Source organism: Nocardioides sp., from assembly GCF_047607185.1.
Taxonomy (GTDB): domain Bacteria; phylum Actinomycetota; class Actinomycetes; order Propionibacteriales; family Nocardioidaceae; genus Nocardioides.
This window is the reverse complement of record NZ_JASGDQ010000142.1, coordinates 1-21,005: the sequence shown is the minus strand read 5'-3', so window position 1 is coordinate 21,005 and position 21,005 is coordinate 1. Positions and strand designations below refer to the sequence as shown.

Genomic DNA, 21,005 nt, shown 5'->3' with positions numbered 1-21,005 from the left:
ACCGGCACAGTAGTGACCCCCGCCGACATTCCCGGCGCCGATCTCACGACCTACAGCGTGACCCGGATCAGCCGGTCGTCGCCGTCGGCCGGTACGACGCGGCCGTCGCGGTTCGAGGTGCCGACCCACAGCGCCCCGTCCGGCGCGAGGGCGACCAGCCGGATCCGGCCGTGGCCCTCCAGGTGGCGGCGGGCGCGGCCCGAGGACAGCGACACCGACCAGACGCACTCGCCCTGCAGCGCGCCCAGCCAGGCGCGGCCGCGGGTGATGGCGATGCCGGACGGCGAGCAGTCCGAGGTCGGCCACTGGGCCAGCGGCGAGCGCCCGAAGCCGCTGCCCTCCCCCGCCGGCCAGCCGTAGTCGGCTCCGGCGACGATCCGGTTGAGCTCGTCGTACCCCTTGTCGCCGAACTCCGAGGCCCACAGCCGTCCCTTCGCGTCGAGCGCCATGCCCTCGACGTTGCGGTGGCCGTAGGACCAGACCGGGTTGTCGAAAGGGTTGCCGGGCGGCACCTCGCCAGTGTCGGTGATCCGCAGGATCTTGCCGTTGAGCGAGGAGGTGTCGGGGGCGAGCGCGGAGTCCTCGGCGTCACCGGTGGAGACGTAGAGCAGGCCGTCGGGGCCGAAGAGCAGGCCGCCGCCGTTGTGGTGGATCGAGGTTTCGATGCCGTCCAGGATCACCGCCGGCTCACCCAGCGAGGAGCCGTCCCACGACATCCGCACCACCCGGTTGTCCGCGGCGGTGGAGACATAGGCGTAGAGCCAGCTGCCGGTGGGGTGCAGCGCGAAGCCGAGCAGGCCACCCTCGCCGGAGGAGGAGACCTGGGAGACGACGCCGGGCACCTCGCCGACCTCCTCCACGCCCGAGTCGGCGACCCGCAGCACCCGGAAGGTGTCGCGCTCGCCGACCAGCGCCGACCCGTCGGGCAGGAAGGCGATGCCCCACGGAACTGACACGCCCTCGGCCAGCGTTGCCGCCTCCTGTGGGTCAGGAGCCGACCGTGAGGCCGAGGGCGTGGTGCTGCCGGCGTTGTTGGGAGACGGAACCGGCGAGCGGGTGGACCCGGTTCGATCGCTGCCGGGCCCAGTCTGGGAGTCACAACCGACGACCGCGAGCGGTGCGGCCAGCAGCAGGACTCGGCGGCTCATCTCCATCCCCAGGACGGTAGCCGCCAGGGTCGTCAGGAGACCAGGGCAGTCTCCAAGTGGTCGCGGCGGACGGGGCTGACCCGGCTGCGCTCGGCCAGGATGAGGCGAGCGTCGCGAACGCCGTCGACCAGCCCCAGACGGCGGGACCGGCCGAAGATCCGGAAGCGCTGCACGCTGGGCACCTCGACGACGCGGGCGCCGACGGCGACCAGTCGGAGGGCCACGACGGTGGCGATCTGCGGCGTGTGGAGGTCGGCCACATCGAGCAGCCGGTCACGGAGCCGGCCGCTGATGGCATAGAAGCCGTACGCCGGGTCGCTGAGCCCGATCCGGGCGGCGTGGTGGCCCAGCCAGGAGACGACCCGGCTGCTGGCGACCTCGAGCGAGGTGGCGTCGGAGGCGCCGCCGCCGTCGAGGAAGCGCGACCCCTTGGCGAAGTCGGCGCCCTGCTCGATCGCGGCGACGAAGCGCGGCAACTCGGCGGGATCGGCGGAGCCGTCGACGGGGAAGGTGGCGATGACGTCGCCGGTTGCGGCGGCGAGACCTGCCGCCAGCGCTCGGCCGGGCGTGGCGCCGGGCTGGCTCAGCAGACGGACGCTCGGCCGTGCCTGCACCGCGGCGGCGGTGTCGGTGCCGGCGCCCCGGTCGACGAGGACGACCTCGTGGTCGTCCGGGAGCTGACGCAGGAGGATAGGCAGATGCGTCGCGTCGTCGGACACCGACAACACGATGCTGACACGAGTCCCGAGAGAGTTTGGATCGCGCTCCATGGCGATTGCCCTCTCAACAGGGTTCGCGGACCCCATTCCGCGAACCAGTTGACAATGAAACTACTTCGCCGATCGGGGGCTGTCGAACGCCAACAGGTCGGTAACCACGATGTGATTCCGCAGGTCAGCGGCAGGTTTCGGGGACTACGCCGGTCCCAAGGTGTTGGTCACTTTTGCCCGTCGTTACCGGATTGATGACGACTCTCTCCGGTGACCGGCTCGTCGGTCCACTCGCTGACCGCCAGCCGCTCGCCCCAGCGGTCGGCGGCGTCGATCTCCGCCTCCAGCGCCAGCCGGGCCTCGGGCTTGTCGTGAAAGCGCCGGAAGCTGTAGACCAGCAGGCCGATCGCCAGCGCCCCGGAGATCATCAGGGTCACCCCGGTCCAGGGTCCGCCGAAGAGCCAGTGCGACTCCTCGAGCGGCCACCAGCCCGGCGCCGCCGGCCGTACCGCCCACAGCACCCCGAAGCCGACGATGGCCAGCGCCCCGATCGCCGAGGCGATGGTGCGCGGCCAGGTCTCGACACCCTCCGCCGCGCCGCGGAGCGCGCGCAGTCGCACCGGCTCCAGTCGGCGCTCGGCCCATTCGTACTGCTGCGAGAGCAGCGCCAACCCGCCGAACACCATGAGCAGACCGGGGCCGGGCAGCACCAGCGCGGCCACCCCGGCGACGACGAGGATCCACCCGAGACCCTCGAGCACGAGGCGCTTCGCCGCCGACCGCATGACCCGAGCCTGCCAGATCGCGACAAGCAAGCGGGGGTGGTCCGGGGCCACCCGCTGACCGCTCTCGCACTGCGACACGCCGTCGTCACGGCGTGTCGCCGGGAGCGGTGGCCCAGAAGTGGCCCTTGCACAATTGAAGGAACCCCTGGCGTCTCGGGTCACCAGGGGTTCCGGGATAAAGACTGCCGCATCCGGCGGCGGTTGTCAGCCGTTTCGGGAAAAAATTCTTCAGAATTTTTCTCCGACGACAGTGCCCCGGGGCGGAAGCCCCGGGGCACTGGACGGATCACGCCGTGGTACGACGCCCTCAGGCCTCCTCGAGCGCGGCGGCCACCCGGCGGTGGGCCTCCCAGATCTCCTCCGGCAGCCGGTCGAACTGGTTGAGGTGCTCCTCGCGGAAGCCGATCTCCTGCTTCCAGCGGTCGACGTCGATGGTCAGGATCGCGTCGAGGTCCTCCTGGCTGATCGTCATACCCTCGAGGTTGAGCTCGTCCTGGGTCGGGATGACGCCGACCGGGGTGACATTGCCCTTGACCTCGCCGTTCTTGAACTGGACCAGCCAGAGCAGCGCGCGCAGGTTGTCGCGGTAGCCCGGCCAGCGGAAGTGGCCGTCCTCGGGGTCGCGCTGGAACCAGTTGACGTGGGCGAAGATCGGCTGGTCGCTGGCCTGGCCGATGACGTCGAGCCAGTGCCGGGCGTAGTCGCCCTCGCCGTAGGCCATGAAGGGCCGGTTGGACATCGGGTCGTAGCGCAGCTGGCCATCGACGCCCTCGGCGGCGAAGGTCGCCTCGGCGCCCAGGGTGAGGCCGTCGTAGACGCCCTCGGCGAGGTCGGTGATGGCGCGGATCAGCGGCTCCCGGTCACGGGTGCGGCCGCCGAAGATGATCGCGTCGACCGGGACGCCGCGCGGGTCGTCGTAGTCCTCGGCGATATTGGGCACGTTGGCGAGCGTGGTGGTGAAGCGGCTGTTGGGGTGGGCCCAGGGCTCCTTCAGCTCGTCCTCGATGCGGTCGGCGATCCGCTCGCCCTTCCAGTCGAGCCAGCCGTCGAGGTCGTCGGGGTGGTGCTTGGTGCGCCCCTCCCACCAGACCTCCTGGGTCTTCTCGTTGTAGGCGACGTTGGTGAAGATCGCGCCGCTGCCGGCCTGGATGGAGTCCAGCGCGCCGGGGTTGGTGGCCTCGTTGGTGTCCTTGGCGACGCCGAAGACGCCGAACTCCGGGTTGAAGGCGTAGATCTTGCCGCTGGCCTCGTCGTGCCAGAGCCAGGCGATGTCGTCGCCGTAGAACTCGACGTAGTAGCGGTCGCCGAGCACGTCGGGGGCCAGCGTCATCGACAGGTTGGTCTTGCCGGACGCGGACGGGAAGCCGCCGGCGACGTGGTACTTCTTGCCGGTCTGCTTGTCGACGATCCCCAGCAGCATGAACTGCTCGCCGAGGAAGGCGTTCTTCCAGCCGTCGTACATCGCCTGGCGCAGGCCGTGGGCGATCTTGCCGAGCAGCGCGTTGCCGCCGTACGACGACCCGTAGTGCAGGATCGTGCGCTGGTCGGCCACCGTGGCGAACAACCGCTGGTCGCTGGCGGTGCCCTGGCCGAGGTTGGGCAGGTCGCCGGTGACGTGTACGGCGCGCACGAAACTGGCCGGCTCGGCGAGGTTGTTGATGTAGTCGACGCCGACGCGCGACATCCGGATCATCTGCTGCACGACCGGGCGGGAGTCGGTGAGCTCCACCCCGGCGGCGAACGCCTCGAGCGGGCTGCCGGGAGGCGACATCAGGTAGGGGATGACGTACATGGTCTTGCCCGCCGAGGCGCCGGTCATCCGCTCGGTGAGCGTGGCGACGGTCTCCTCGGCCGGCTTCCAGTTGTTGTAGACGCCCTTGTCCGCCGGGTCGGAGGTGGCCACGACGGTGCGCTCCTCGGACCGGGCGGTGTCCTTGTAGTAGGAGCGGCTGTAGTAGAGGCCGCCGGTCACCGGCAGCAACTCGCCCGCGTCGAGGCTCTCCTGGAGGAGCCGGGCGTCGTCGTCGGCGCTGACGACCTCGATCCGGTCGGCGCCGGTGATGCCCGCCCAGTAGGTCACGAACTCCCGAACATGGGGGTTGGTGAGCCCCGCTTCGTCGAGCACTTTGTCCACGTCAACCATCAATCGAAGCCCTTCAGAAGTCAGCGATGTGCCCGGCAGGCTACCCCAATTGAAGAATCCTTCAAGTGGGGTACTGTCTCCCAGCGTGAGTCCTTTCTCACGCTTGCACTAATGGATCGATCCAACCGGGCTAGCTACTGATCAGTCACCGAATTCCGGCCCCGGATCGGTTCCCGACACGGCCGAGAGAAGCGGCCGGGAGACCGCTCGGATGGGGGCCCCGATGAAGCTCTACGACGCCAAGGCGGAGCTGTTCAGGACGCTCGGGCACCCGACCCGGATCCGGGTGCTGGAGATCCTGCAGGCCGGGCCCACCCCGGTCCGCGACATCCTCGCCGAGCTCGACCTCGAGGCCTCCAACCTCTCCCAGCAGCTGGCGGTGCTGCGTCGCGCCGGCCTGGTCTCGGCCACCCGCACCGGCTCGACGGTGCTCTACGAGCTGGCGACCCCCGAGGTCGCCGCCCTGCTGGCCGCCGGCCGGGCGATCCTCAGCAAGGAGCCGGTCTCCACCGACGGGCTCCTCGCCGCGATCCCTACCCGCGAGTAGCCCACCCGGGCCACGCCCGCGGGCGCGGCAGGCGCATGATGCTGCCATGAGCATCGAGAAGGTTGGAGTCATCGGTGGCGGCCTGATGGGGTCGGGCATCACCGAGGTGAGCGCCCGCGCCGGACTGGACACCGTCGTGGTCGAGGTGACCGAGGAGGCGGCCAAGGCCGCCGAGGGCCGAGTCCGCGCCAGCCTGGAGCGCGCCGCGTCACGGGGCAAGATCACCGAGGCCGACCTCGACGAGACGCTCGGCCGGATCGAGTTCACCACCGACCTCGCCGCGCTGGCCGACCGCGACCTGGTCGTCGAGGCCGCCAGCGAGAACGAGGACGTCAAGCTCGAGCTGTTCAAGAAGGTCGGGTCGATCCTCACCAAGGACACCGCGATCCTGACCTCCAACACCTCCTCGATCCCGATCGTCAAGCTCGGTGCCGTCTCCGGCCGCGCCACCAACGTGATGGGCGTGCACTTCTTCAACCCGGCCCCGGTGATGCAGCTGGTCGAGCTCATCCCCAGCCTGACCACCTCTCCGGAGACGATGGCCTCGATGCAGTCCTTCGTCACCGACACCCTCGGCAAGCAGCCCATCGAGGCCACCGACCGGGCCGGGTTCGTCGTCAACAGCCTGCTGGTCCCCTACCTGCTCAGCGCCATCCGGATGTACGAAGCCGGCTACGCCTCCGCCGCCGACATCGACCGCGGCATGGTGCTCGGCTGCGGCCACCCGATGGGCCCGCTGGCGCTCTCCGACCTGATCGGCCTGGACACCATCCGGGCCATCGGCATCTCCATGTACGAGGAGTTCAAGGAGCCGCTCTACTCCCCGCCGCCGCTGCTGGACCGGATGGTCGACGCCGGCCTGCTCGGCAAGAAGTCCGGACACGGCTTCTACGCCTACTGAGACACTGGCGCGCGTGAGGCGCGTGGAAAGGGCGGGAGAACAGCGCTACGGGAGTTCGTCGGCGCGCCGTTCTCCCGCCCTTTTCCGTGCCCGCGCCCGTGTCGTCCTCGGCGTCGCCCTCTGCCTCGCCCTCCTCGCGGCGTGTACGCCGGACCGGGCCGAGGTCAGCTGGCACGAGGTCACCCTGCCGGCACCCGGGGCCGAGGGCCGAGTCACCGTCCGCGACGCGACCCGCTGCGGCGAGGAGTGGCTGGCCGTCGGCGGCGTCTGGCTCGCCCACCCCACCGCCGACCAGGACAGCACCCCGGCCGCCTGGCGCTCGGCCGACGGCCGCGACTGGCAGCCGGTCGCGATCCACGCCGACACCTACTGGGGGCAGCGGGCGCTGCTCACCTCGGTGGCTTGCTCGGACGGCAGGGTCACCGTCATCGGCGCCCGGGCCGGCGGCGCGCACGGCATCCCCCGCGTCACCCCCTTCTACCTGCAGGGCGGCGCGCTTGAGGACGTCGCCGTCGGCTACACCCTCTTCGGCGGCGAGAACGCCACCAACGTCGGCCCGATGACCGGCGGCCCGCAATGGCTCATCGCCGGCAACCGCTCCAGCGGGCCGGCGTTCTGGACCTCGACCGGGCAGGGCGAGTTCACCCTGCACGAGGGCGTGCCCGGGCTGGCGAACGACGCGGGCTTCTCAGCGCTCGCGCAGGCGGCGACCTGGACCGGGAACGGCTGGCTGCTGGTCGGCGCCGGCTCGGTCCCGGGCGTCCTCGACCGGGTGCCACTGGCCTGGACCTCCCCCGACGGCGAGACCTGGCAGCGCGAGGAGGCGCCCGGCAGCGACGGCTTCGACGACCTCCAGCGCGTGATCGCCACCGCCGACGGCGCGCTGGCGCTCGGCCTGCTCGGCGACACCTTCGGCGCCTGGCGCCGGACCGAGGACGGCTGGTCGACGCCGACGCCGTTCGGGCGGCTGCCCAGCACCGCCAGCAAGAGTCCGTACGTCGCCTCGCTGACCAGCGACGGGGACGAGTTCTGGGCGACCACGAGCGACGGGGCGTCGTACTCGCTGTGGCGCTCGGCGGACGGCGAGGACTGGCAGCGGGTGACACCGCCGGCGCCGCCACCCGAGGCCGGCGGTGAGCAGCTGCTGGCCGCCGCGGCCGCCGCCGGCAGGGTGCTGCTGTTCTCCGACGACGGCGAGTCATCGCGGCTGTGGTGGACCGACTAGTGTGGCCGGCGCACCGGAGCCAAGGAGGGACCGTGGAGGTCGAGGAGATCAAGCTGCCTGGGATCGGGCTGCGACACGACTTCACCACCGCGGCCGGCCGCCGGGTCGGCGTCATCTCGCTGAAGTCGGGCGCCCGTCACCTGGCGATCTACTGCGCGGACGATCCCGACACGGTGCTGGCCAGCGTCGAGCTGAGCAATGAGGAGGCCCAGGTCCTCTCCGAGCTGCTCGGTATGCCCCGCGTCGTCGAGCGGCTTGCGAAGCTGCGCGAGCAGGTCGAGGGCATCACCACGGCGGGCGTGCCGCTCACCGGCGACTCGCCGTACGTCGGGCGCACCCTGGGCGACGCGCAGATCCGCAGCCGGACCGGCGCCTCCGTCGTCGCCGTCTTCCGCAACGACGAGGTGGCGGCCTCTCCCGCGCCCGACTTCCGCTTCCGGGTCGGCGACCGTGTCGTCATCGTCGGCACCGAGGAGGGCGTCAAGGCCGCCACCGCCGTCCTCGAGCCGAACGCCTGAATCCACCCGGATGGATCACACCGCACAGCTCCTTCTGGAGCTCGGCGTCGTCCTGTTCGCGCTCGGCGTGCTCTCCCGGCTGGCGGCGCGCTGGAGCCTGTCGCCGATCCCGCTCTACCTGCTGGCGGGGCTGGCGTTCGGCACCGGCGGACTGCTGCCGCTCAACGCCCCCGAGGGCTTCTTCGACACCGGCTCGGAGATCGGCGTCATCCTGCTGCTGCTGATGATCGGCATGGAGTACACCGCCGCCGACCTCGTCGGCAACCTGCGCACCCAGGCGCCGGCCGGCGTGGTGGACCTGCTCCTCAATGGCCTGCCGGGGGCGGTCTTCGCGCTGCTGATGGGCTGGGGAGGTACGGCGGCGGTGGCGATGTTCGGCATCACCGCGGTCTCCTCCTCGGGCATCGCCTCGAAGGTGCTCGGCGACTTCGGCTGGCTCGGCAACCGCGAGACGCCGGCGATCCTCGGCATCCTCGTCCTCGAGGACCTGGCGATGGCCGTCTACCTGCCGATCGTCACGGCACTGGCCGCCTCGGCCAGTGGGTTCGCCGCGCTGGAGTCGGTGGTGATCGCGCTGGCCGTGCTGACGATGGTCCTCTTCGTCGCGCTGAAGTTCGGCAATGCTGTCACCCAGGTCGTCGGCAGCGGCTCCAACGAGGTCATGCTGCTGCGGCTGCTCGGGCTGGCGCTGCTCGTCGCCGGCTTCGCCGAGGCGGCGCACGTGTCGGCGGCGGTCGGTGCGTTCCTGCTCGGCATCGCGCTCTCCACCGACCTGGTGGAGCGCATCCACGGCATCCTGGAGCCGCTGCGCGACATCTTCGCCGCGGTGTTCTTCGTCTTCTTCGGTCTCTCCACCGACCCCGGCGAGCTGCCGTCGGTGATCCTCCCGGCGCTGGCCCTGGCGCTGGTCGGCATCGCCACCAAGATGGCGACCGGCTGGATCGCCGGCGCCCGGGCCGGGGTCGCCCGGAAGGCCCGGCTGCGCGCCGGCGCGGTGCTGGTGCCGCGTGGTGAGTTCTCGATCATCGTGGCCGGCCTGGTCGCCGCGACGGTGCCCTCGGCACTGACCTCGACCGCGGCCGCCTATGTGCTCATCCTGGCCGTGCTCGGCCCGGTGATGCCGCGGCTGGTCGAGCCACTGTCGCGGATGATCAGCCGCTGACCACCGTTGATGGGCGGCGCGGAGCCGGCGCCTCCGAGTTCTCAAACGCGCTCTCAGTCCGCGCCGAGGTAGTCGCGGATCGCGCGCATCGAGGCGTCGAGCCGATCCTCGAGCGAGGCATGCTCGTCCGGCAGCCAGGCCTCGTACGCCGCGAGGGCGAGGGCGAGCGAGAGGTGGCCGACGCCGCGCGGCAGCACGTCGTCGGGGTGGCTGCCGGTGCGCGCGGCGACGTACTCCGCGATCACCGCGCGCCAGTCGGCGTAGCGGAGCATGGAGTGCGCCTGCAGGGCCGGGGTCGTGAGGATGAGCCGCATCCGCTCGCGGTGTGAGGGGTTCGCATCCGTCGGGAAGCGGTTGAAGATCACCACGCCGCGATGGACGCTCTCCCACAGCGGCTGCTCCGGCGGCATCGCGGCGAGAAGCTCGCGGAATCCGGCCAGGGTGACGTCGAACTGGCCCCACGGGATGTCGTTCTTCGAGGCGTAGTAGCGGGTGATGGTGCGTCGCCCGACCCCGACGGCCGCGGCGATGTCCTCGAGCGTGGTGGCCTCGAAGCCGCGCTCGGCGAACAGGCCGAAGGCGACCTGCTCGATCTCCTCGTGGGAGGTGGCCGCCGGCCTGCCCCGCAGCGAGCGCGCGGGGGAGACGGCCATGGGGCGCAAATTATCAGCCGCACCCCCCTTCTTTTTGACCACGGTAGTCACTAATATGACCCGCGTCACCTCTCGCACACCAAGGAGCGCAGCATGAACCCGGAGACCAACGTGGAGCAGCACGACGACCTCGGCGAGGACGTGATCGTCGAGGAGGTCTCGATCGACGGCATGTGCGGCGTCTACTGAGAGACGCCGACCGATGTCTCGCAGGCCGGAGCGCTTCGGCTTCCTCGATTACGACTTCGACAGCCGTCGGCTGACGTTTCAGCGTCGTCGTGACAGCGCGCCGCTGCGCGACCAGTTCGAGCACGGCCTCGACGCGCCGATCTGCCTGACCTGGGAGCTGACGTACGCCTGCAACCTGGAGTGCGCGCACTGCCTGTCCTCCTCCGGTCGCCGTGATCCTCGTGAGCTGACCACCGCCCAGTGCGAGGCGGTGATCGACGAGTTGCAGCGAATACAGGTCTTCTATGTCAACATCGGCGGCGGCGAGCCCACGGTGCGCCCAGACTTCTGGCACCTGGTGGAGTACGCGGTGGCCCATCAGGTGGGGGTGAAGTTCTCCACCAACGGCGTTCGGCTCACCCCCGAGCGAGCCCGCTGGCTGGCGGGCACCGACTACGTCGACGTGCAGATCTCCCTGGACGGCGCGACCGCCGAGGTCAACGACCGGGTCCGCGGCCCGGGGTCCTACGACACCGCGATCACCGCGCTGCGCAACCTGGCCGACGCGGGCTTCGCCGACGCCAAGATCTCGGTGGTCTGCACCCGGGAGAACATCGGCCAGCTCGACGAGTTCAAGGCCCTCGCGGACCGCTACGGCGCCACCCTGCGGCTGACCCGACTGCGGCCCTCAGGTCGCGGCGCGGAGGTGTGGGACGAACTGCACCCGCTGCCCGAGCAGCAGCGCGAGCTCTACGACTGGCTCCTCGCCCACGGTGAGGGCGTGCTGACCGGGGACTCCTTCTTCCACCTCGCGGCGTTCGGCCCCGCCGACGGCAGCGGGGCGCTGCCCGGTCTGAACCTGTGCGGCGCCGGCCGGGTGGTCTGCCTGATCGACCCCGTCGGCGACGTCTATGCCTGCCCGTTCGCCATCCACGATGAATTCCTGGCCGGCAACCTGCTCACCGACGGCGGCTTCCAGCGGGTCTGGCAGGACTCGCCGCTGTTCACCCGGCTCCGGCAGCCCACCGGCGGCGGCGCCTGCTCGGGATGTGCGCACTTCGACTCCTGCCGGGGCGGTTGCATGGCCGCGAAGTTCTTCACCGGCCTCCCCCTCGACGGGCCGGACCCCGAGTGCGTACAGGGCTACGGCCAGCCCGCACTGGCCGGCGCCCGCACCGTGCCGGCATCGAGCCAGGACCACTCCCGCAAGGTCGCCACCAGGAACGCCCCGGTCCTGCTGACACTCTCGCGCCGAGGCCCCGACTCGCCCGTCCCGGTGAGCCTCTGTGCGGAGTCGCCGCTAGCCGGCTTCACCCCCAACTGATCCACTAGCCCGACCCGAGGAAGGACTCGAGCGATGCCTCGCCCTACGTGGCTGGAGAATCCCTGGAAGCAGAACCCCTGGTTCGAGTCCGTCGCGATCGCGCAGGAGCGGGCCCGCAAGCGGCTTCCCCAGCCCGTCTACGGCGCCCTGGTCGCCGGCTCCGAGCGGGGCCAGACCATCGCCGACAACCAGGCCGCCTTCGCCGAGCTGGGCCTCGCTCCGCATGTCGCGGGCCAGCAGCCGAAGCGGTCCATGGAGACCACCGTGATGGGCCAGCAGGTCAGCCTGCCAGTGCTCATCTCCCCGACCGGCGTACAGGCGGTCCATCCCGACGGCGAGGTCGCGGTCGCCCGCGCTGCCGCGGCCCGGGGCACCGTCATGGGGCTGTCCAACTTTGCCTCGAAGCCGGTCGAGGAGGTCTGCGCCGCCAACCCGGCCACCTTCTTCCAGATGTACTGGACCGGCGAGCGCGAGGTGATGATCCACCGCATGCAGCGCGCCCATGCCGCCGGCGCGCAGGGCCTGATCGCCACCCTGGACTGGTCCTTCTCGATGGGCCGTGACTGGGGCAGTCCCGAGATCCCCGAGAAGGTCGACTTCAGGACCGCCGTACGGTTCGCGCCGAAGGTCGCCACCAAGGTCCGCTGGATGACGCAGTTCGCCAAGGCCGGCGTCATTCCCGACCTCACCGCGCCCAACCTCGCCCCGCCCGGACCGGACGGGACCCGGGGACCGGCGCCGACCTTCTTCGGCGCCTACTACGAGTGGATGACCACCCCGCCCCCCTCCTGGGAGGACGTCGCCTGGATGCGGCAGACCTGGGCAGAGCTCTCCGGCAAGCCGTTCATGCTCAAGGGCATCTGTCGGGTCGACGACGCTCGGCGCGCCGTCGACGCCGGCGTGGACGCCATCTCGGTGTCCAACCATGGCGGCAACAACCTCGACGGCACCCCCGCCTCGATCCGCTGCCTGCACCCCATCGCCACCGCAGTCGGGGACCAGATCGAGGTGCTGCTGGACGGCGGCGTGCGCCGCGGCTCCGACGTGGTCAAGGCACTCGCCCTCGGCGCACGAGCGGTCATGATCGGCCGCGCCTACCTGTGGGGCCTGGCCGCCAACGGCCAGACCGGCGTCGAGAACGTCCTCGACATCCTCAAGAGCGGCATCGACTCGGCCCTGCTCGGCCTCGGCGTCGGAGGAATCGAGGAGCTCGCTCCCGAGCACCTGCTCATCCCGGACGGCTTCCACCGATCGCTCGGCGGCTGAGCGAGCATCACATGGGCATGGCCGACCTGACCTGGCCAGACCTGGTCCGCGGCGGCACCGTGCTGGTGCCGCTGGGCTCGGTCGAGCAGCACGGCCCGCATCTCCCGCTGGACACCGACACCGTCATCGCCCGCGCCGTCGCCGAGGAGTTGGGCGCGCTGCTCGGAGCCGATGTCACGCCCGCCGTGGGCTTCGGTGCCAGCGGGGAGCACCAGTCCTTCCCCGGTACCATCTCGATCGGCACCGAGGCGCTGACCGCCGTCCTGGTCGAGCTCGTCCGCTCAGCCACCACCTGGGCGGCACGCGTGATCTTCGTCAACGGCCACGGCGGCAACCTCGAGGCGGTGCGGCGGGCGGTGAGCCAGCTGCGTGCCGAGGGTCACGACGTGAGCTGGGTGCCGTGCGCCACCCACGACGCCGACGCCCACGCCGGCAGGACCGAGACCTCCCTGATGCTCCATCTCGACCCGCAACGGGTGCAGGCCGCGCGGGCGAGCGCGGGCAACACCGCGCCCCTGACCGAGCTGCTGCCGACACTGCGTGCCTCCGGCGTGGCCGCGGTGGCCCCCAACGGCGTGCTGGGCGATCCCGCCGGCGCGAGCGCCGAGGAGGGCCGTGACATCCTGCACGCCATGGTGAGGCTGGCTCACGACATCGTGCGGGATGTCGATGCGTCGCCCGCGGAGCGGTCGAGCTGATGGCCGGGTCGAAGCCCAGGGTCGCGCTGGTGACCGACTTCGCCTGCTCGCGGGAGGGGGCCACTCTCAACGGCTCGGTCGTCAGCGCCCACGGCGGCTTCGGCGGATGAGGCTTCCCGCCGGCTTCACCGTGCGGCTCCGAGACGACGTACGGCGGCTGCCGGGTCCTGACGGCGGCGTCGTCCTGGTCGGCGGCTCGCCGCTGCGGGCGCTGCGGCTCGCTCCCGCAGCCTCCCGGATGATCGTGGCCGCCCGGCTCCAGGTCACCTCACCCGCGTCGGCGACGGTCGCCGGGCGCCTGTTGGACGGCAACCTCGCCGACCCGGTCGGCCTGACTCCGGCCGCTGCCACCGATCTCACGGTCGTGGTGCCGACCCGCGACCGCCCCGAGCAGCTCGACCGTTGCCTGGCCGCGCTGGGAGGCCTGGCGACCATCGTCGTCGACGACGCCTCCCGCGAGCCGGCGGCCGTCGCCGCCGTGGCCGGCAGACACGGTGCGACGCTCGTCGTGCTGCCCGTCAACCGAGGCCCGGCCGCCGCCCGCAACGAGGGCCTGGCCCGGGTCGAGACGCCCTACGCCGCGTTCGTCGACTCCGACGTCACCGCGACGCCCGAGATCCTGCGCGCGCTCGCCGGGCACCTCGCCGACCCGCGAGTCGCGCTGGTCGGACCCCTCGTGCAGGGTCGCAGCCGCAGCGAGCGGCCGCGGTGGTTCGAGCGCTACGACGAGGCCGCCTCCTCGCTCGCCCTCGGCACCCGCGCCTGCTCGGTCCGCCCCGGGGCCGCCGTGGGCTGGCTCCCCAGCGCCTGTCTCGTCGGGCGCGCCGCCGCACTCCGGTCGCCCGAGATCGACGGCTTCGACGCCGCCCTGCGGGTGGGCGAGGATGTCGACCTCGTCTGGCGGCTCGTCCAGGCCGGACACGCCGTGCGGTATGAGCCGTCGCTGCGAGCCGACCACGACGTCCGCACGACGATGCACGGCTGGCTCGGCCGCAAGGTGCTCTACGGCAGCGGCAGTGCGGAGCTGGCGCGCCGCCATCCCGGCGCCGTCGCGCCCGCCATCCTCACCCCGGCCATGGCCGCCGCCGGCGCCGCCGTACTGGCCCGCCGCCGATGGTCGCCACCCGTCGTCGCGCTCGCGGTCGCCCTCGGCGCGCGGTCGGTCTCCCGAGCCCTTCCCGACGTCCCCGGCCGGCCGGCTCTCGCGCTGCAGCTGGCCACCCGCGGGCTCGGCTGGGCGGTGCGCCAGGAGTCGGCGCTGCTGCTGCGGCACTGGTGGCCGGCCGCCCTCGCCGGCGCCGCTGCGAGCAGCAACCTCCGGCGGGCAGTCGCCACCGCCCTCCTGGTCGACTCCGCCATCGCCCTGCTGGACCGCCCCGGCGAGAGCTCCGGGCTGATGTCGACCCTGGTCGGCCGGCGGCTCGACGACCTCGCCTACGGCACCGGCCTCTGGCTCGGCGCCCTCCGCCAGCGGAGCCCCGCCTGCCTCCGCCCCACGCTCGTCCGGAGAGGAGGCCGGACCCAGGCAAGGGTCCGGCCTGTCGCCGATCTCCTGAGAGATCACATGGCGCGCCTGTAGGGATTCGAACCCCAAACCTTCTGATCCGTAGTCAGATGCTCTATCCGTTGAGCTACAGGCGCAACGACTGAGAGAGGATAGCCGACCCGCACCGGTTAGCCGAAATCGCTGCCCGCCCTGGCCGCCGCGTGGCCCCCACATGGAATGATCCGAGCTAGTCGTCTCAGGGGAGGAGGCCAGCCTTGGGCAAGTACGGGGCGGACGAACGCGCGTTGTTCGAGGCTGAGTCGATCCCGCTCTACGAGGAGATCGTCACCAGCGGCGGCATCGGACCGGCGGACCCGCGCAGCAAGACGCCGGGGTTCGAACTGCTCATCGACCTGGGCCTGGTCCACCAGGCACCCGAGACCGGCCAGTGGGTGCCGCAGGACCCGACGGCGGCGCAAGCCCGGGTGGTCGCGCCGCTGGGGCTCCAGGGCGCGAAGATGATCGAGGAGTCCTCGCGCTGGGCCCACGACCTCAACACGCTCAACCAGGCCTGGCGCCGTTCAGCCGCCGCCGAGGACCGTGGCCCGTTCACCTATCTCCGTGGCCCGCAGAACATCGGCGCCTACATCGAGGGCACCGTCACCGAGACCCAGGAGGAGCTCCTCACCGCGCAACCGCAGTACGGCCGCGACACGAACGAGGGCCTCGCCGCATCGATCCAGCTGGAGCGCAACGCGCTCGACCGAGGCGCCCGGCTGCTGACGCTCTACCAGCACAGTGCCCGACGCAGCACTGTGACCAGGGAGTACGTCGCCGCGGTGAGCGAGCTCGGCGCGGAGGTGCGCACACTCGATGAGTTCTTCAACCGGATGATCGTGGTCGATCGTCGGGTGGCGATCATCCCGGCGAGCGAGGACTTCCGCACCGCCCTCGCCATCAGGGAGCCGGCCGTGGTGGCCTATCTCGTCGACGTGTTCATGCGCACCTGGGAGCGTGCCAGGCCGTTCACGGCCCAGGACGCGACGGTGATGCGGCGCATCGCGGAGGAGCAGCGCGCCATGACGATGCGGATGCTGATCGAGGGCTACTCGGATCCCGTGTCCGCCAAGCGGCTCGGGGTGAGCCCGCGGACCTACGCCGGCTATGTGGCTGACCTCAAGAACGAGTTCGACGCCGAGACCCGGTTCCAGCTGGGCTACACGATGGGGAAGCTCGGCATCGCGGACGCCATCGCCGACCTCCCCGAGGACACTCCCTCGAAAGACGACTAAGGCAGCGGCCCAACAGCCGCTGCCTTAGCCTTTCGAGTCGCTGCCCGTCTGCTTGGGGGGGTCGAGGCGGGCGGCCACGGAATCGATCACTTCAGGATGCGGGTCCCCACCTTGGTGGTTCCCCAGCTGACGTCAGCGTGGGCAGGAGCCGTCATGCCGAGAATGCCGAGGCTCGCGGTGCAGGCTGCGGCGACAACGATGAACTTGCGGATGGTCTTCATGGTGCGTGTCCTTTTTCCTCGTCGAACTTGGGGGGTCCGAGATGTCACTATTTTCGCTGCAAATCCATGCAGACGTGAGCCTCGGGCTTCCTCAGAAAAATGCACTGCACAAACTTGCAAGCCGTCCGTCCAGATGCGGCACCGAGGCGCACAGGCGCTCGCGGGCACGCTGACGGGCCCCGCCGGGCGGGCGTCCGGCCGCGACAGACCAGGTCACACCATGCCGTAGTAGCGACTGGGCACGCGCAACAGCGCTCCCTGGGCCATCACACTCAGTTGCCGGTCGCCTTCGGTATGCCAGACGCCATTGCTCTCGACCACCAGTCGGCGTGGGTCGACCTGTTGGGCGTCGAACTCCGGCACGTCCGGTCCGCCGTCGAGAAAGGAGCGGTACTCGGCGACGATCTCGTCTCCGCTCTTCGCCCACGTGCTCCGTTCCGATAGACCGGACGAGACCCGCACCGCGTGGCGAAGGTCCGCGGTACGCCGCATCAGGTCGAGGTCCGCGAACTTGAGGTGGACCATCAGCAGCCCGCGGTCCGGGACGTACGGCGCCCGGATGCCGTGCGAGGCCCGGGCCCAGGGCGCCCCGATCCGTTTGAGCGACGGCTTGCTGATCGTGCCGACGAACTTCGCGAACCGGCGCTGTCCCAGGACCGGTTCGCCGGGGTCGAGCCTTCCCTCGTGGTCGAGGTGGTGGACGACATTGAGCCCCAGGCCTGCCGCAACGTCGAGCTCGGGCCGGGCGGCCACGAAGTCCAGCAGACCGTCGTACCGGTCCGGGTCGGCGAGCAGGAACTCGTCGGCATCGGTGAAGATCACCGCGTCGTGGCTTCGGAGCAACTCCGCACCGAGGCGGCTGGCCAGCCTCATCCGGGCCTTCTCGAACCTGCCCTCGCGGAATCCGGAGTGCCGGATCACCCGGCACGGCAGGTCATCGGTCGAGCCGTCGGTCGAGCAGTCGTCCACGACCACCAGGTTCTCCATGCCGAGCTGAGCACCGTAGTACCCGATCCAGCGCGGCAGCATCGCCGCCTCGTCACGCACCACAGTCAGTGCCGCGACCCGCGCCGGCGTGCTGCGTCTACCCCCCCCATCGACACCCAATGCCCTTGAGACGGCATCACGCACCGAGCCTGGGAGCGCCTCGGCGGCACCGGTCGAGTCGGCTGGATCCGGCCACCCTGCATCCGCCCCCTCCACGCCTGAGCCAGGTCGGGCTGTCCCCCTCGGCGGGCTTTCGCCCACCGAGGGTTCCAACCTGAATCAACTGGCGGAGATGGAGGGATTTGAACCCTCGATGGGCTTTAAGACCCAAACCCGCTTAGCAGGCGGGCGCCATAGACCTGACTAGGCGACATCTCCTCGACAAGCCCGCACAGGCTACTAGGAGAGCGCGGCCCCGGGCCAATCGGGCAGAGCCCGCCGGGCCAATCGGGCAGAGCCCCGGGCCAGCCGGCGATCAGCGGCGCTTGTGCTTCACCGGCCGCACGCCCTGTCCGCGCTGGAGATGTCGTTGCAGCTCTCGGACGAACTGGTCGTTGTCGATCGCCAGCACGGAGACCGGGATCGTGGTGGTGCGACCGTCCTTGAGCCGCAGCACCACGCAGGGGATGCCGTGAGGCTTGGTGGTGACGGCGTCCTCGACCTCGCTCCAGCGAGCCGCCTTGACGCCGGCGCCACGCACCAGCCGGACGGTGTAGCCGTCGGCGGCCGCCCGAACGACGTACGCTCGCCTCGCCAGCCACCAGCCGAGCACGCCCAGCCCGATCAGGCCGAGGAGCGCCAGCAGGACGATGAGGTCGCCGGAGATCCCGAGGGCGAAGACCAGGACCGTCACGGCGAAGACGAGTACGGCGAGCGCCAACAGGTAGAGGCCGACGAACCGAACGGTCACCGGGGCGGCGAGGCGGTAGTAGACGGGCTGCTGATCGGACACGGCTCGATTGTCCCCTGCCGTCACCGGCGGCGGACGCCGGGTCTAGAGTGCATGGTGACGTGGATCACATCCACGGGAGAGGTCAGGAGATGCAGTTGCCGCCCGTCACGAGTCCGACCGCCGACGCCGTACGCGCCCTCGACCATCTCCTCGACGCGCCCCGCGGCAAGGGCGTCTCGCTGGGCAACTGGCGATGGGCGGTGCGGCAGCGGTTGACGACGGTCCGCGACCGCCTCACCGCCGAGTCGCTCAACGGCCAGAGCTCCTGGCTGGCGAGCCAGGGTGGCGCGCTGCGGCAGGAGCGCAACGACCTGCTGACCCGGATCGGCGCACAGCTTCCTCACGTGTTGGAGGCTCCCGATCCCGAGGCGCTGCGCCGCGATCTCAAGAGGCTGATCGTCGACATCACCCGTCACCTGCATCGAGCCAGCGAGCAGGCGACGGGCGGCGATCCCGGCAAGCCCGAGTAGACTGCCCGTCCGGCCGCTCGCGGGCGGCCGAGGAGGGGTGCCGGAGCGGCCTATCGGAACCGCCTTGAAAGCGGTCGCAGGGAGACCTGCCAGGGGTTCAAATCCCCTCCCCTCTGCGCTTGGGGCAGCGTGCTACAGCAGCGCGTCCAGCCGTCGCGGCTCGGGCCGGATGGCGACCTCACGCTCCTCCGCCTGTCGGCTGCGGCGGCCCACCGCCCGGCGGCCGCCGCCGGTGCCGGTCAGAGCGAGGTCGACCCGGATCACGACGTACCCCAGGACGATGCCGACGACGAGGCCGTAGCCGATCGAGAGCAGCGCCTCGACGCTGGAGATGGCCGGGTTCAGCAGGGCGCCGGCGGCGGGCGCGGTGGCCGCGACGCCGAAGGCGCAGACCCACCAGCCCTGCCGGCGGCGCGCCCGCATGTGGGTGCCCCACATCAGCGCCGGGACGCCGAGCACCGCCTCGACCGGCCGCGGGAAGGCGCCCAGACGATCCCGGCTCCAGCGCACCAGGTCGAGCAGCGAGTCGACCAGGGTGAGGCCGCCGTAACTGCGCAGCGCCTCGGCGTAGACCAGTGTCGCGGCGAGTACGACGGCGCCGAGCAGCACCACGAACGCGCCCCGGCGGCCCAGTCCGTGGAGCCCGGCGCCGAGGCGGTAGACGATGGTGAAGGTGGCGGCGAGGGTGAGGACGAGGACGGCGTACTCGAACTTCACCAGGTCGATGGAGGGCGACCAGCCGAGCGCGGCACCGCCGCCGACGGCAGCGACCAACACGGCTACCACCGCCTCGCGGACCGCCTGCCGGACACGTACGGCGGGCACGGTGATCAGCACGCCGAGCACCGCCGCGATGGTGGCGGTGCTGACCGCGGCGCCGGTGCGCAGCTCGGGTCGGTCGACCGCGATCACGATGGCGCCGGCCAGCAGGGTGAGCACCGCGAAGATCGCCGGTCTGCCGCCGCCCCGATCGGCGAGCACCCAGACGTAGGCGGCCGTGACGGCGGTCGCGCCGACCTCGGGCAGCCAGTCCGGTCCGACCGGGATCGCGGCTGCGGCGAGTGCGGCCAGGCCGAGGAGGGCGACCAGGACCGAAGTCAGGATCTGCCACCACGGGGTGTGGTGGTCGTCGTTCGGCATCACCGTGGTCGAGGTGCCGGGGCCCTCCAACGCGACGGCGCGACGGGCGACGGGGGGCGACTCGGGCACGGGGTCTGGTCGGCGGGTCGACGTGGCGTGCTCCACGATCGCGGGGACGTGAGCGGGGCTCGCGATGCGGCGGCCGCCGCGGCGGCTGACATCCGCGCGGCGGCGGGGCGCGACTCTGCTCACGCCCTCACCCCTCGCTCTGCTCGGGGCCGGCGCGACGCCCTCGGTCCGCTCGCACGCTCACTCACGGCAGGTGAGGCTATGCCCTCGCCCCAACCAGGCCAATCCGACGATTGGCCAGACTGGGGTTGACGGAGCGGGCCTCGGCCAGCCTGGCGGCGTCCAGCCGGGCGGTGAGGACCTCCTCGCCGTCACCGGCCTCGGCAATCACGTCACCGAGCGGGTCGACGACCAGGGAGTGCCCGGAGTAGCGCGGCGCGGGCTGGCCGGCCGCCACGACGTACACGGTGTTCTCGATGGCGCGGGCGCGGACCAGGGTGCGCCAGTGGTCGACCTTGCGCTCGCCGGCCACCCAGGCGGCGGGTACGACGATCACCTCGGCGCCCGCGTCGACGAGCAGTCGGGCGAGCTCGGGGAAGCGCAGGTCGTAGCAGGTCATCAGGCCGATCCTCGCGCCGCCGAGGTCTGCCAGGGTCGGCTCGACCGGGCCGGCGCCGAGGCGGTCGGACTCCCGGTAGCCGAAGGAGTCGTAGAGGTGAATCTTGCGGTAGGCGGTCGGCCCTCGGCCGTCGGTCAGCACCAGGGTGTTGAACGGGTGCGGCGCGGCGGCCTCGAACATCCCGGCGACCAGCGTGCTGTGCCGGTCGGCGGCGACCTTCGCCAGCTCGGTGGCGAACGGTCCGTCGAGCGGCTCGGCATGGGCGGCCAGGTCGTCGGTGACCGGGCCGAAGTCGCGGGCGAACGCCTCGGGGAAGACGACCAGGTCGGCGCCGGCCGGGGCAAGCTCGGCCAGGCGGCGGCGGTTCTGCTCGGGGTCGAGGTCGGCCGCGGCCTGCACCAGGGCGACGTCGAGGTGGTCCCAGCCGGTCACGGTCCCCAGCCTAGCCACGCCCCCGCCGAGTCGGCAGAAGTGCGGGTCCCAGGAGGCCCGAGTCGGCAGAAGTGCGGGTCCCAGGAGGCCCGAGTCGGCAGAAGTGCAGGGCCTGTCCACAGGCGGACTGTGGACGACGCCCACACTTC

Annotated in this window: 22 protein-coding genes and 3 tRNA genes; 13 read left to right on the top strand and 12 right to left on the bottom strand. The window is 71.3% G+C overall.

What is annotated here, in order from left to right; translation table 11 throughout:
- Positions 1 to 50 precede the first annotated feature (50 nt).
- From QM595_RS17215 to QM595_RS17200, 4 genes are all read right to left on the bottom strand, one after another.
- The gene (locus QM595_RS17215; RefSeq protein WP_415172808.1) at positions 51 to 1,154 is read right to left on the bottom strand and encodes a PQQ-dependent sugar dehydrogenase; all 1,104 of its coding nucleotides are present in this window, start codon (positions 1,152 to 1,154) and stop codon (positions 51 to 53) included.
- A gap of 26 nt (positions 1,155 to 1,180) precedes the next feature.
- Positions 1,181 to 1,867 carry a glycosyltransferase gene (locus QM595_RS17210; RefSeq protein WP_415172807.1) on the bottom strand — a complete coding sequence of 229 codons (687 nt, stop codon included), beginning with the start codon at positions 1,865 to 1,867 and terminating at the stop codon, positions 1,181 to 1,183.
- Positions 1,868 to 2,085: 218 nt separating this feature from the next.
- Complete coding sequence (locus QM595_RS17205; RefSeq protein WP_415172806.1) at positions 2,086 to 2,643, bottom strand: PGPGW domain-containing protein; 558 nt, start codon at positions 2,641 to 2,643, stop codon at positions 2,086 to 2,088.
- Between the two features lie 307 nt (positions 2,644 to 2,950).
- The gene (locus QM595_RS17200; protein ID WP_415172805.1) at positions 2,951 to 4,786 is read right to left on the bottom strand and encodes a phosphoenolpyruvate carboxykinase (GTP); all 1,836 of its coding nucleotides are present in this window, start codon (positions 4,784 to 4,786) and stop codon (positions 2,951 to 2,953) included.
- Positions 4,787 to 5,009: 223 nt separating this feature from the next.
- Between QM595_RS17200 and QM595_RS17195 the strand changes: the two genes are divergently transcribed.
- Genes QM595_RS17195 through QM595_RS17175 form a run of 5 tightly spaced genes read left to right on the top strand, consistent with a single transcriptional unit; the run spans position 5,010 to position 9,139 of the window.
- Positions 5,010 to 5,333, top strand: a complete 324-nt coding sequence (locus tag QM595_RS17195) for an ArsR/SmtB family transcription factor (protein ID WP_415172804.1) — start codon at positions 5,010 to 5,012, stop codon at positions 5,331 to 5,333.
- Positions 5,334 to 5,379: 46 nt separating this feature from the next.
- Positions 5,380 to 6,234 (top strand): 3-hydroxybutyryl-CoA dehydrogenase, encoded by an 855-nt coding sequence (locus QM595_RS17190; RefSeq protein WP_415172803.1) that lies wholly within the window; start codon positions 5,380 to 5,382, stop codon positions 6,232 to 6,234.
- A gap of 13 nt (positions 6,235 to 6,247) precedes the next feature.
- Positions 6,248 to 7,459, top strand: a complete 1,212-nt coding sequence (locus tag QM595_RS17185; RefSeq protein ID WP_415172802.1) for a hypothetical protein — start codon at positions 6,248 to 6,250, stop codon at positions 7,457 to 7,459.
- 32 nt (positions 7,460 to 7,491) lie between these two features.
- Positions 7,492 to 7,977: a cation:proton antiporter regulatory subunit gene (locus tag QM595_RS17180; protein ID WP_415172801.1), complete on the top strand. Its 486-nt coding sequence runs from the start codon at positions 7,492 to 7,494 to the stop codon at positions 7,975 to 7,977.
- Between the two features lie 10 nt (positions 7,978 to 7,987).
- Positions 7,988 to 9,139, top strand: coding sequence for a cation:proton antiporter (locus QM595_RS17175; protein ID WP_415172800.1), 1,152 nt, complete (start codon positions 7,988 to 7,990; stop codon positions 9,137 to 9,139).
- Positions 9,140 to 9,192: 53 nt separating this feature from the next.
- On the opposite strand, the gene mftR is transcribed toward QM595_RS17175, so the two are convergent.
- Positions 9,193 to 9,792 carry a mycofactocin system transcriptional regulator gene (gene mftR, locus QM595_RS17170; protein ID WP_415172799.1) on the bottom strand — a complete coding sequence of 200 codons (600 nt, stop codon included), beginning with the start codon at positions 9,790 to 9,792 and terminating at the stop codon, positions 9,193 to 9,195.
- A 93-nt stretch (positions 9,793 to 9,885) separates the two neighbouring features.
- Between mftR and mftA the strand changes: the two genes are divergently transcribed.
- The 5 genes from mftA to mftF all read left to right on the top strand — a co-directional run bounded on the left by mftA (position 9,886) and on the right by mftF (position 14,827).
- The gene (gene mftA, locus QM595_RS17165; protein ID WP_415172798.1) at positions 9,886 to 9,981 is read left to right on the top strand and encodes a mycofactocin precursor MftA; all 96 of its coding nucleotides are present in this window, start codon (positions 9,886 to 9,888) and stop codon (positions 9,979 to 9,981) included.
- 13 nt (positions 9,982 to 9,994) lie between these two features.
- Complete coding sequence (gene mftC / locus QM595_RS17160) at positions 9,995 to 11,284, top strand: mycofactocin radical SAM maturase (RefSeq protein ID WP_415172797.1); 1,290 nt, start codon at positions 9,995 to 9,997, stop codon at positions 11,282 to 11,284.
- 33 nt (positions 11,285 to 11,317) lie between these two features.
- On the top strand, positions 11,318 to 12,550 hold the full coding sequence (gene mftD / locus QM595_RS17155) for a pre-mycofactocin synthase MftD (protein WP_415172796.1): 1,233 nt from the start codon (positions 11,318 to 11,320) through the stop codon (positions 12,548 to 12,550).
- 17 nt (positions 12,551 to 12,567) lie between these two features.
- A complete protein-coding gene (gene mftE / locus QM595_RS17150) occupies positions 12,568 to 13,248 on the top strand; it encodes a mycofactocin biosynthesis peptidyl-dipeptidase MftE (RefSeq protein ID WP_415172795.1) in 681 nt (226 codons plus the stop codon).
- 106 nt (positions 13,249 to 13,354) lie between these two features.
- Positions 13,355 to 14,827, top strand: coding sequence for a mycofactocin biosynthesis glycosyltransferase MftF (gene mftF, locus QM595_RS17145; RefSeq protein ID WP_415172794.1), 1,473 nt, complete (start codon positions 13,355 to 13,357; stop codon positions 14,825 to 14,827).
- On the opposite strand, the gene QM595_RS17140 is transcribed toward mftF, so the two are convergent.
- Positions 14,814 to 14,889 (bottom strand) — tRNA-Arg (locus tag QM595_RS17140). The two genes, mftF and QM595_RS17140, sit on opposite strands and share 14 nt — an antisense overlap.
- A 120-nt stretch (positions 14,890 to 15,009) precedes the next feature.
- Here QM595_RS17140 and QM595_RS17135 point away from each other — a divergent pair.
- On the top strand, positions 15,010 to 16,026 hold the full coding sequence (locus tag QM595_RS17135; RefSeq protein WP_415172793.1) for a LuxR family transcriptional regulator: 1,017 nt from the start codon (positions 15,010 to 15,012) through the stop codon (positions 16,024 to 16,026).
- Between the two features lie 86 nt (positions 16,027 to 16,112).
- On the opposite strand, the gene QM595_RS17130 is transcribed toward QM595_RS17135, so the two are convergent.
- From QM595_RS17130 to QM595_RS17115, 4 genes are all read right to left on the bottom strand, one after another.
- Positions 16,113 to 16,247 (bottom strand): hypothetical protein, encoded by a 135-nt coding sequence (locus QM595_RS17130; RefSeq protein WP_415172792.1) that lies wholly within the window; start codon positions 16,245 to 16,247, stop codon positions 16,113 to 16,115.
- A 213-nt stretch (positions 16,248 to 16,460) separates the two neighbouring features.
- Complete coding sequence (locus tag QM595_RS17125) at positions 16,461 to 17,294, bottom strand: glycosyltransferase family 2 protein (RefSeq protein WP_415172791.1); 834 nt, start codon at positions 17,292 to 17,294, stop codon at positions 16,461 to 16,463.
- Positions 17,295 to 17,518: 224 nt separating this feature from the next.
- Positions 17,519 to 17,612, bottom strand: a tRNA-Ser gene (locus tag QM595_RS17120).
- A gap of 97 nt (positions 17,613 to 17,709) precedes the next feature.
- Entirely contained in the window at positions 17,710 to 18,186 is a 477-nt protein-coding gene (locus QM595_RS17115) for a hypothetical protein (protein ID WP_415172790.1), read from the bottom strand.
- An 89-nt stretch (positions 18,187 to 18,275) separates the two neighbouring features.
- Here QM595_RS17115 and QM595_RS17110 point away from each other — a divergent pair, with 89 nt between their 5' ends.
- Together QM595_RS17110 and QM595_RS17105 are read left to right on the top strand one after the other, a co-directional pair.
- Positions 18,276 to 18,656: a hypothetical protein gene (locus QM595_RS17110; RefSeq protein ID WP_415172789.1), complete on the top strand. Its 381-nt coding sequence runs from the start codon at positions 18,276 to 18,278 to the stop codon at positions 18,654 to 18,656.
- Between the two features lie 31 nt (positions 18,657 to 18,687).
- A tRNA-Ser gene (locus tag QM595_RS17105) sits at positions 18,688 to 18,772 on the top strand.
- 16 nt (positions 18,773 to 18,788) lie between these two features.
- Here the strand turns inward: QM595_RS17105 and QM595_RS17100 are convergent.
- Positions 18,789 to 19,988: a hypothetical protein gene (locus tag QM595_RS17100; RefSeq protein WP_415172788.1), complete on the bottom strand. Its 1,200-nt coding sequence runs from the start codon at positions 19,986 to 19,988 to the stop codon at positions 18,789 to 18,791.
- A 76-nt stretch (positions 19,989 to 20,064) separates the two neighbouring features.
- Positions 20,065 to 20,856 carry a carbon-nitrogen hydrolase family protein gene (locus tag QM595_RS17095; protein ID WP_415172787.1) on the bottom strand — a complete coding sequence of 264 codons (792 nt, stop codon included), beginning with the start codon at positions 20,854 to 20,856 and terminating at the stop codon, positions 20,065 to 20,067.
- Positions 20,857 to 21,005 lie beyond the last annotated feature (149 nt).

What these genes read in the sequence shown, in the direction of transcription:
- QM595_RS17215 (WP_415172808.1), bottom strand. Translation starts at nt 1,154, where the DNA reads ATGGAGATGAGCCGCCGAGTCCTGCTGCTGGCCGCACCGCTCGCGGTC.
- QM595_RS17205 (WP_415172806.1), bottom strand. Translation starts at nt 2,643, where the DNA reads ATGCGGTCGGCGGCGAAGCGCCTCGTGCTCGAGGGTCTCGGGTGGATC.
- QM595_RS17200 (WP_415172805.1), bottom strand. Translation starts at nt 4,786, where the DNA reads ATGGTTGACGTGGACAAAGTGCTCGACGAAGCGGGGCTCACCAACCCC.
- QM595_RS17195 (WP_415172804.1), top strand. Translation starts at nt 5,010, where the DNA reads ATGAAGCTCTACGACGCCAAGGCGGAGCTGTTCAGGACGCTCGGGCAC.
- QM595_RS17190 (WP_415172803.1), top strand. Translation starts at nt 5,380, where the DNA reads ATGAGCATCGAGAAGGTTGGAGTCATCGGTGGCGGCCTGATGGGGTCG.
- QM595_RS17175 (WP_415172800.1), top strand. Translation starts at nt 7,988, where the DNA reads ATGGATCACACCGCACAGCTCCTTCTGGAGCTCGGCGTCGTCCTGTTC.
- mftR (WP_415172799.1), bottom strand. Translation starts at nt 9,792, where the DNA reads ATGGCCGTCTCCCCCGCGCGCTCGCTGCGGGGCAGGCCGGCGGCCACC.
- mftA (WP_415172798.1), top strand. Translation starts at nt 9,886, where the DNA reads ATGAACCCGGAGACCAACGTGGAGCAGCACGACGACCTCGGCGAGGAC.
- mftC (WP_415172797.1), top strand. Translation starts at nt 9,995, where the DNA reads ATGTCTCGCAGGCCGGAGCGCTTCGGCTTCCTCGATTACGACTTCGAC.
- mftD (WP_415172796.1), top strand. Translation starts at nt 11,318, where the DNA reads ATGCCTCGCCCTACGTGGCTGGAGAATCCCTGGAAGCAGAACCCCTGG.
- mftE (WP_415172795.1), top strand. Translation starts at nt 12,568, where the DNA reads ATGGCCGACCTGACCTGGCCAGACCTGGTCCGCGGCGGCACCGTGCTG.
- mftF (WP_415172794.1), top strand. Translation starts at nt 13,355, where the DNA reads ATGAGGCTTCCCGCCGGCTTCACCGTGCGGCTCCGAGACGACGTACGG.
- QM595_RS17130 (WP_415172792.1), bottom strand. Translation starts at nt 16,247, where the DNA reads ATGAAGACCATCCGCAAGTTCATCGTTGTCGCCGCAGCCTGCACCGCG.
- QM595_RS17110 (WP_415172789.1), top strand. Translation starts at nt 18,276, where the DNA reads ATGCAGTTGCCGCCCGTCACGAGTCCGACCGCCGACGCCGTACGCGCC.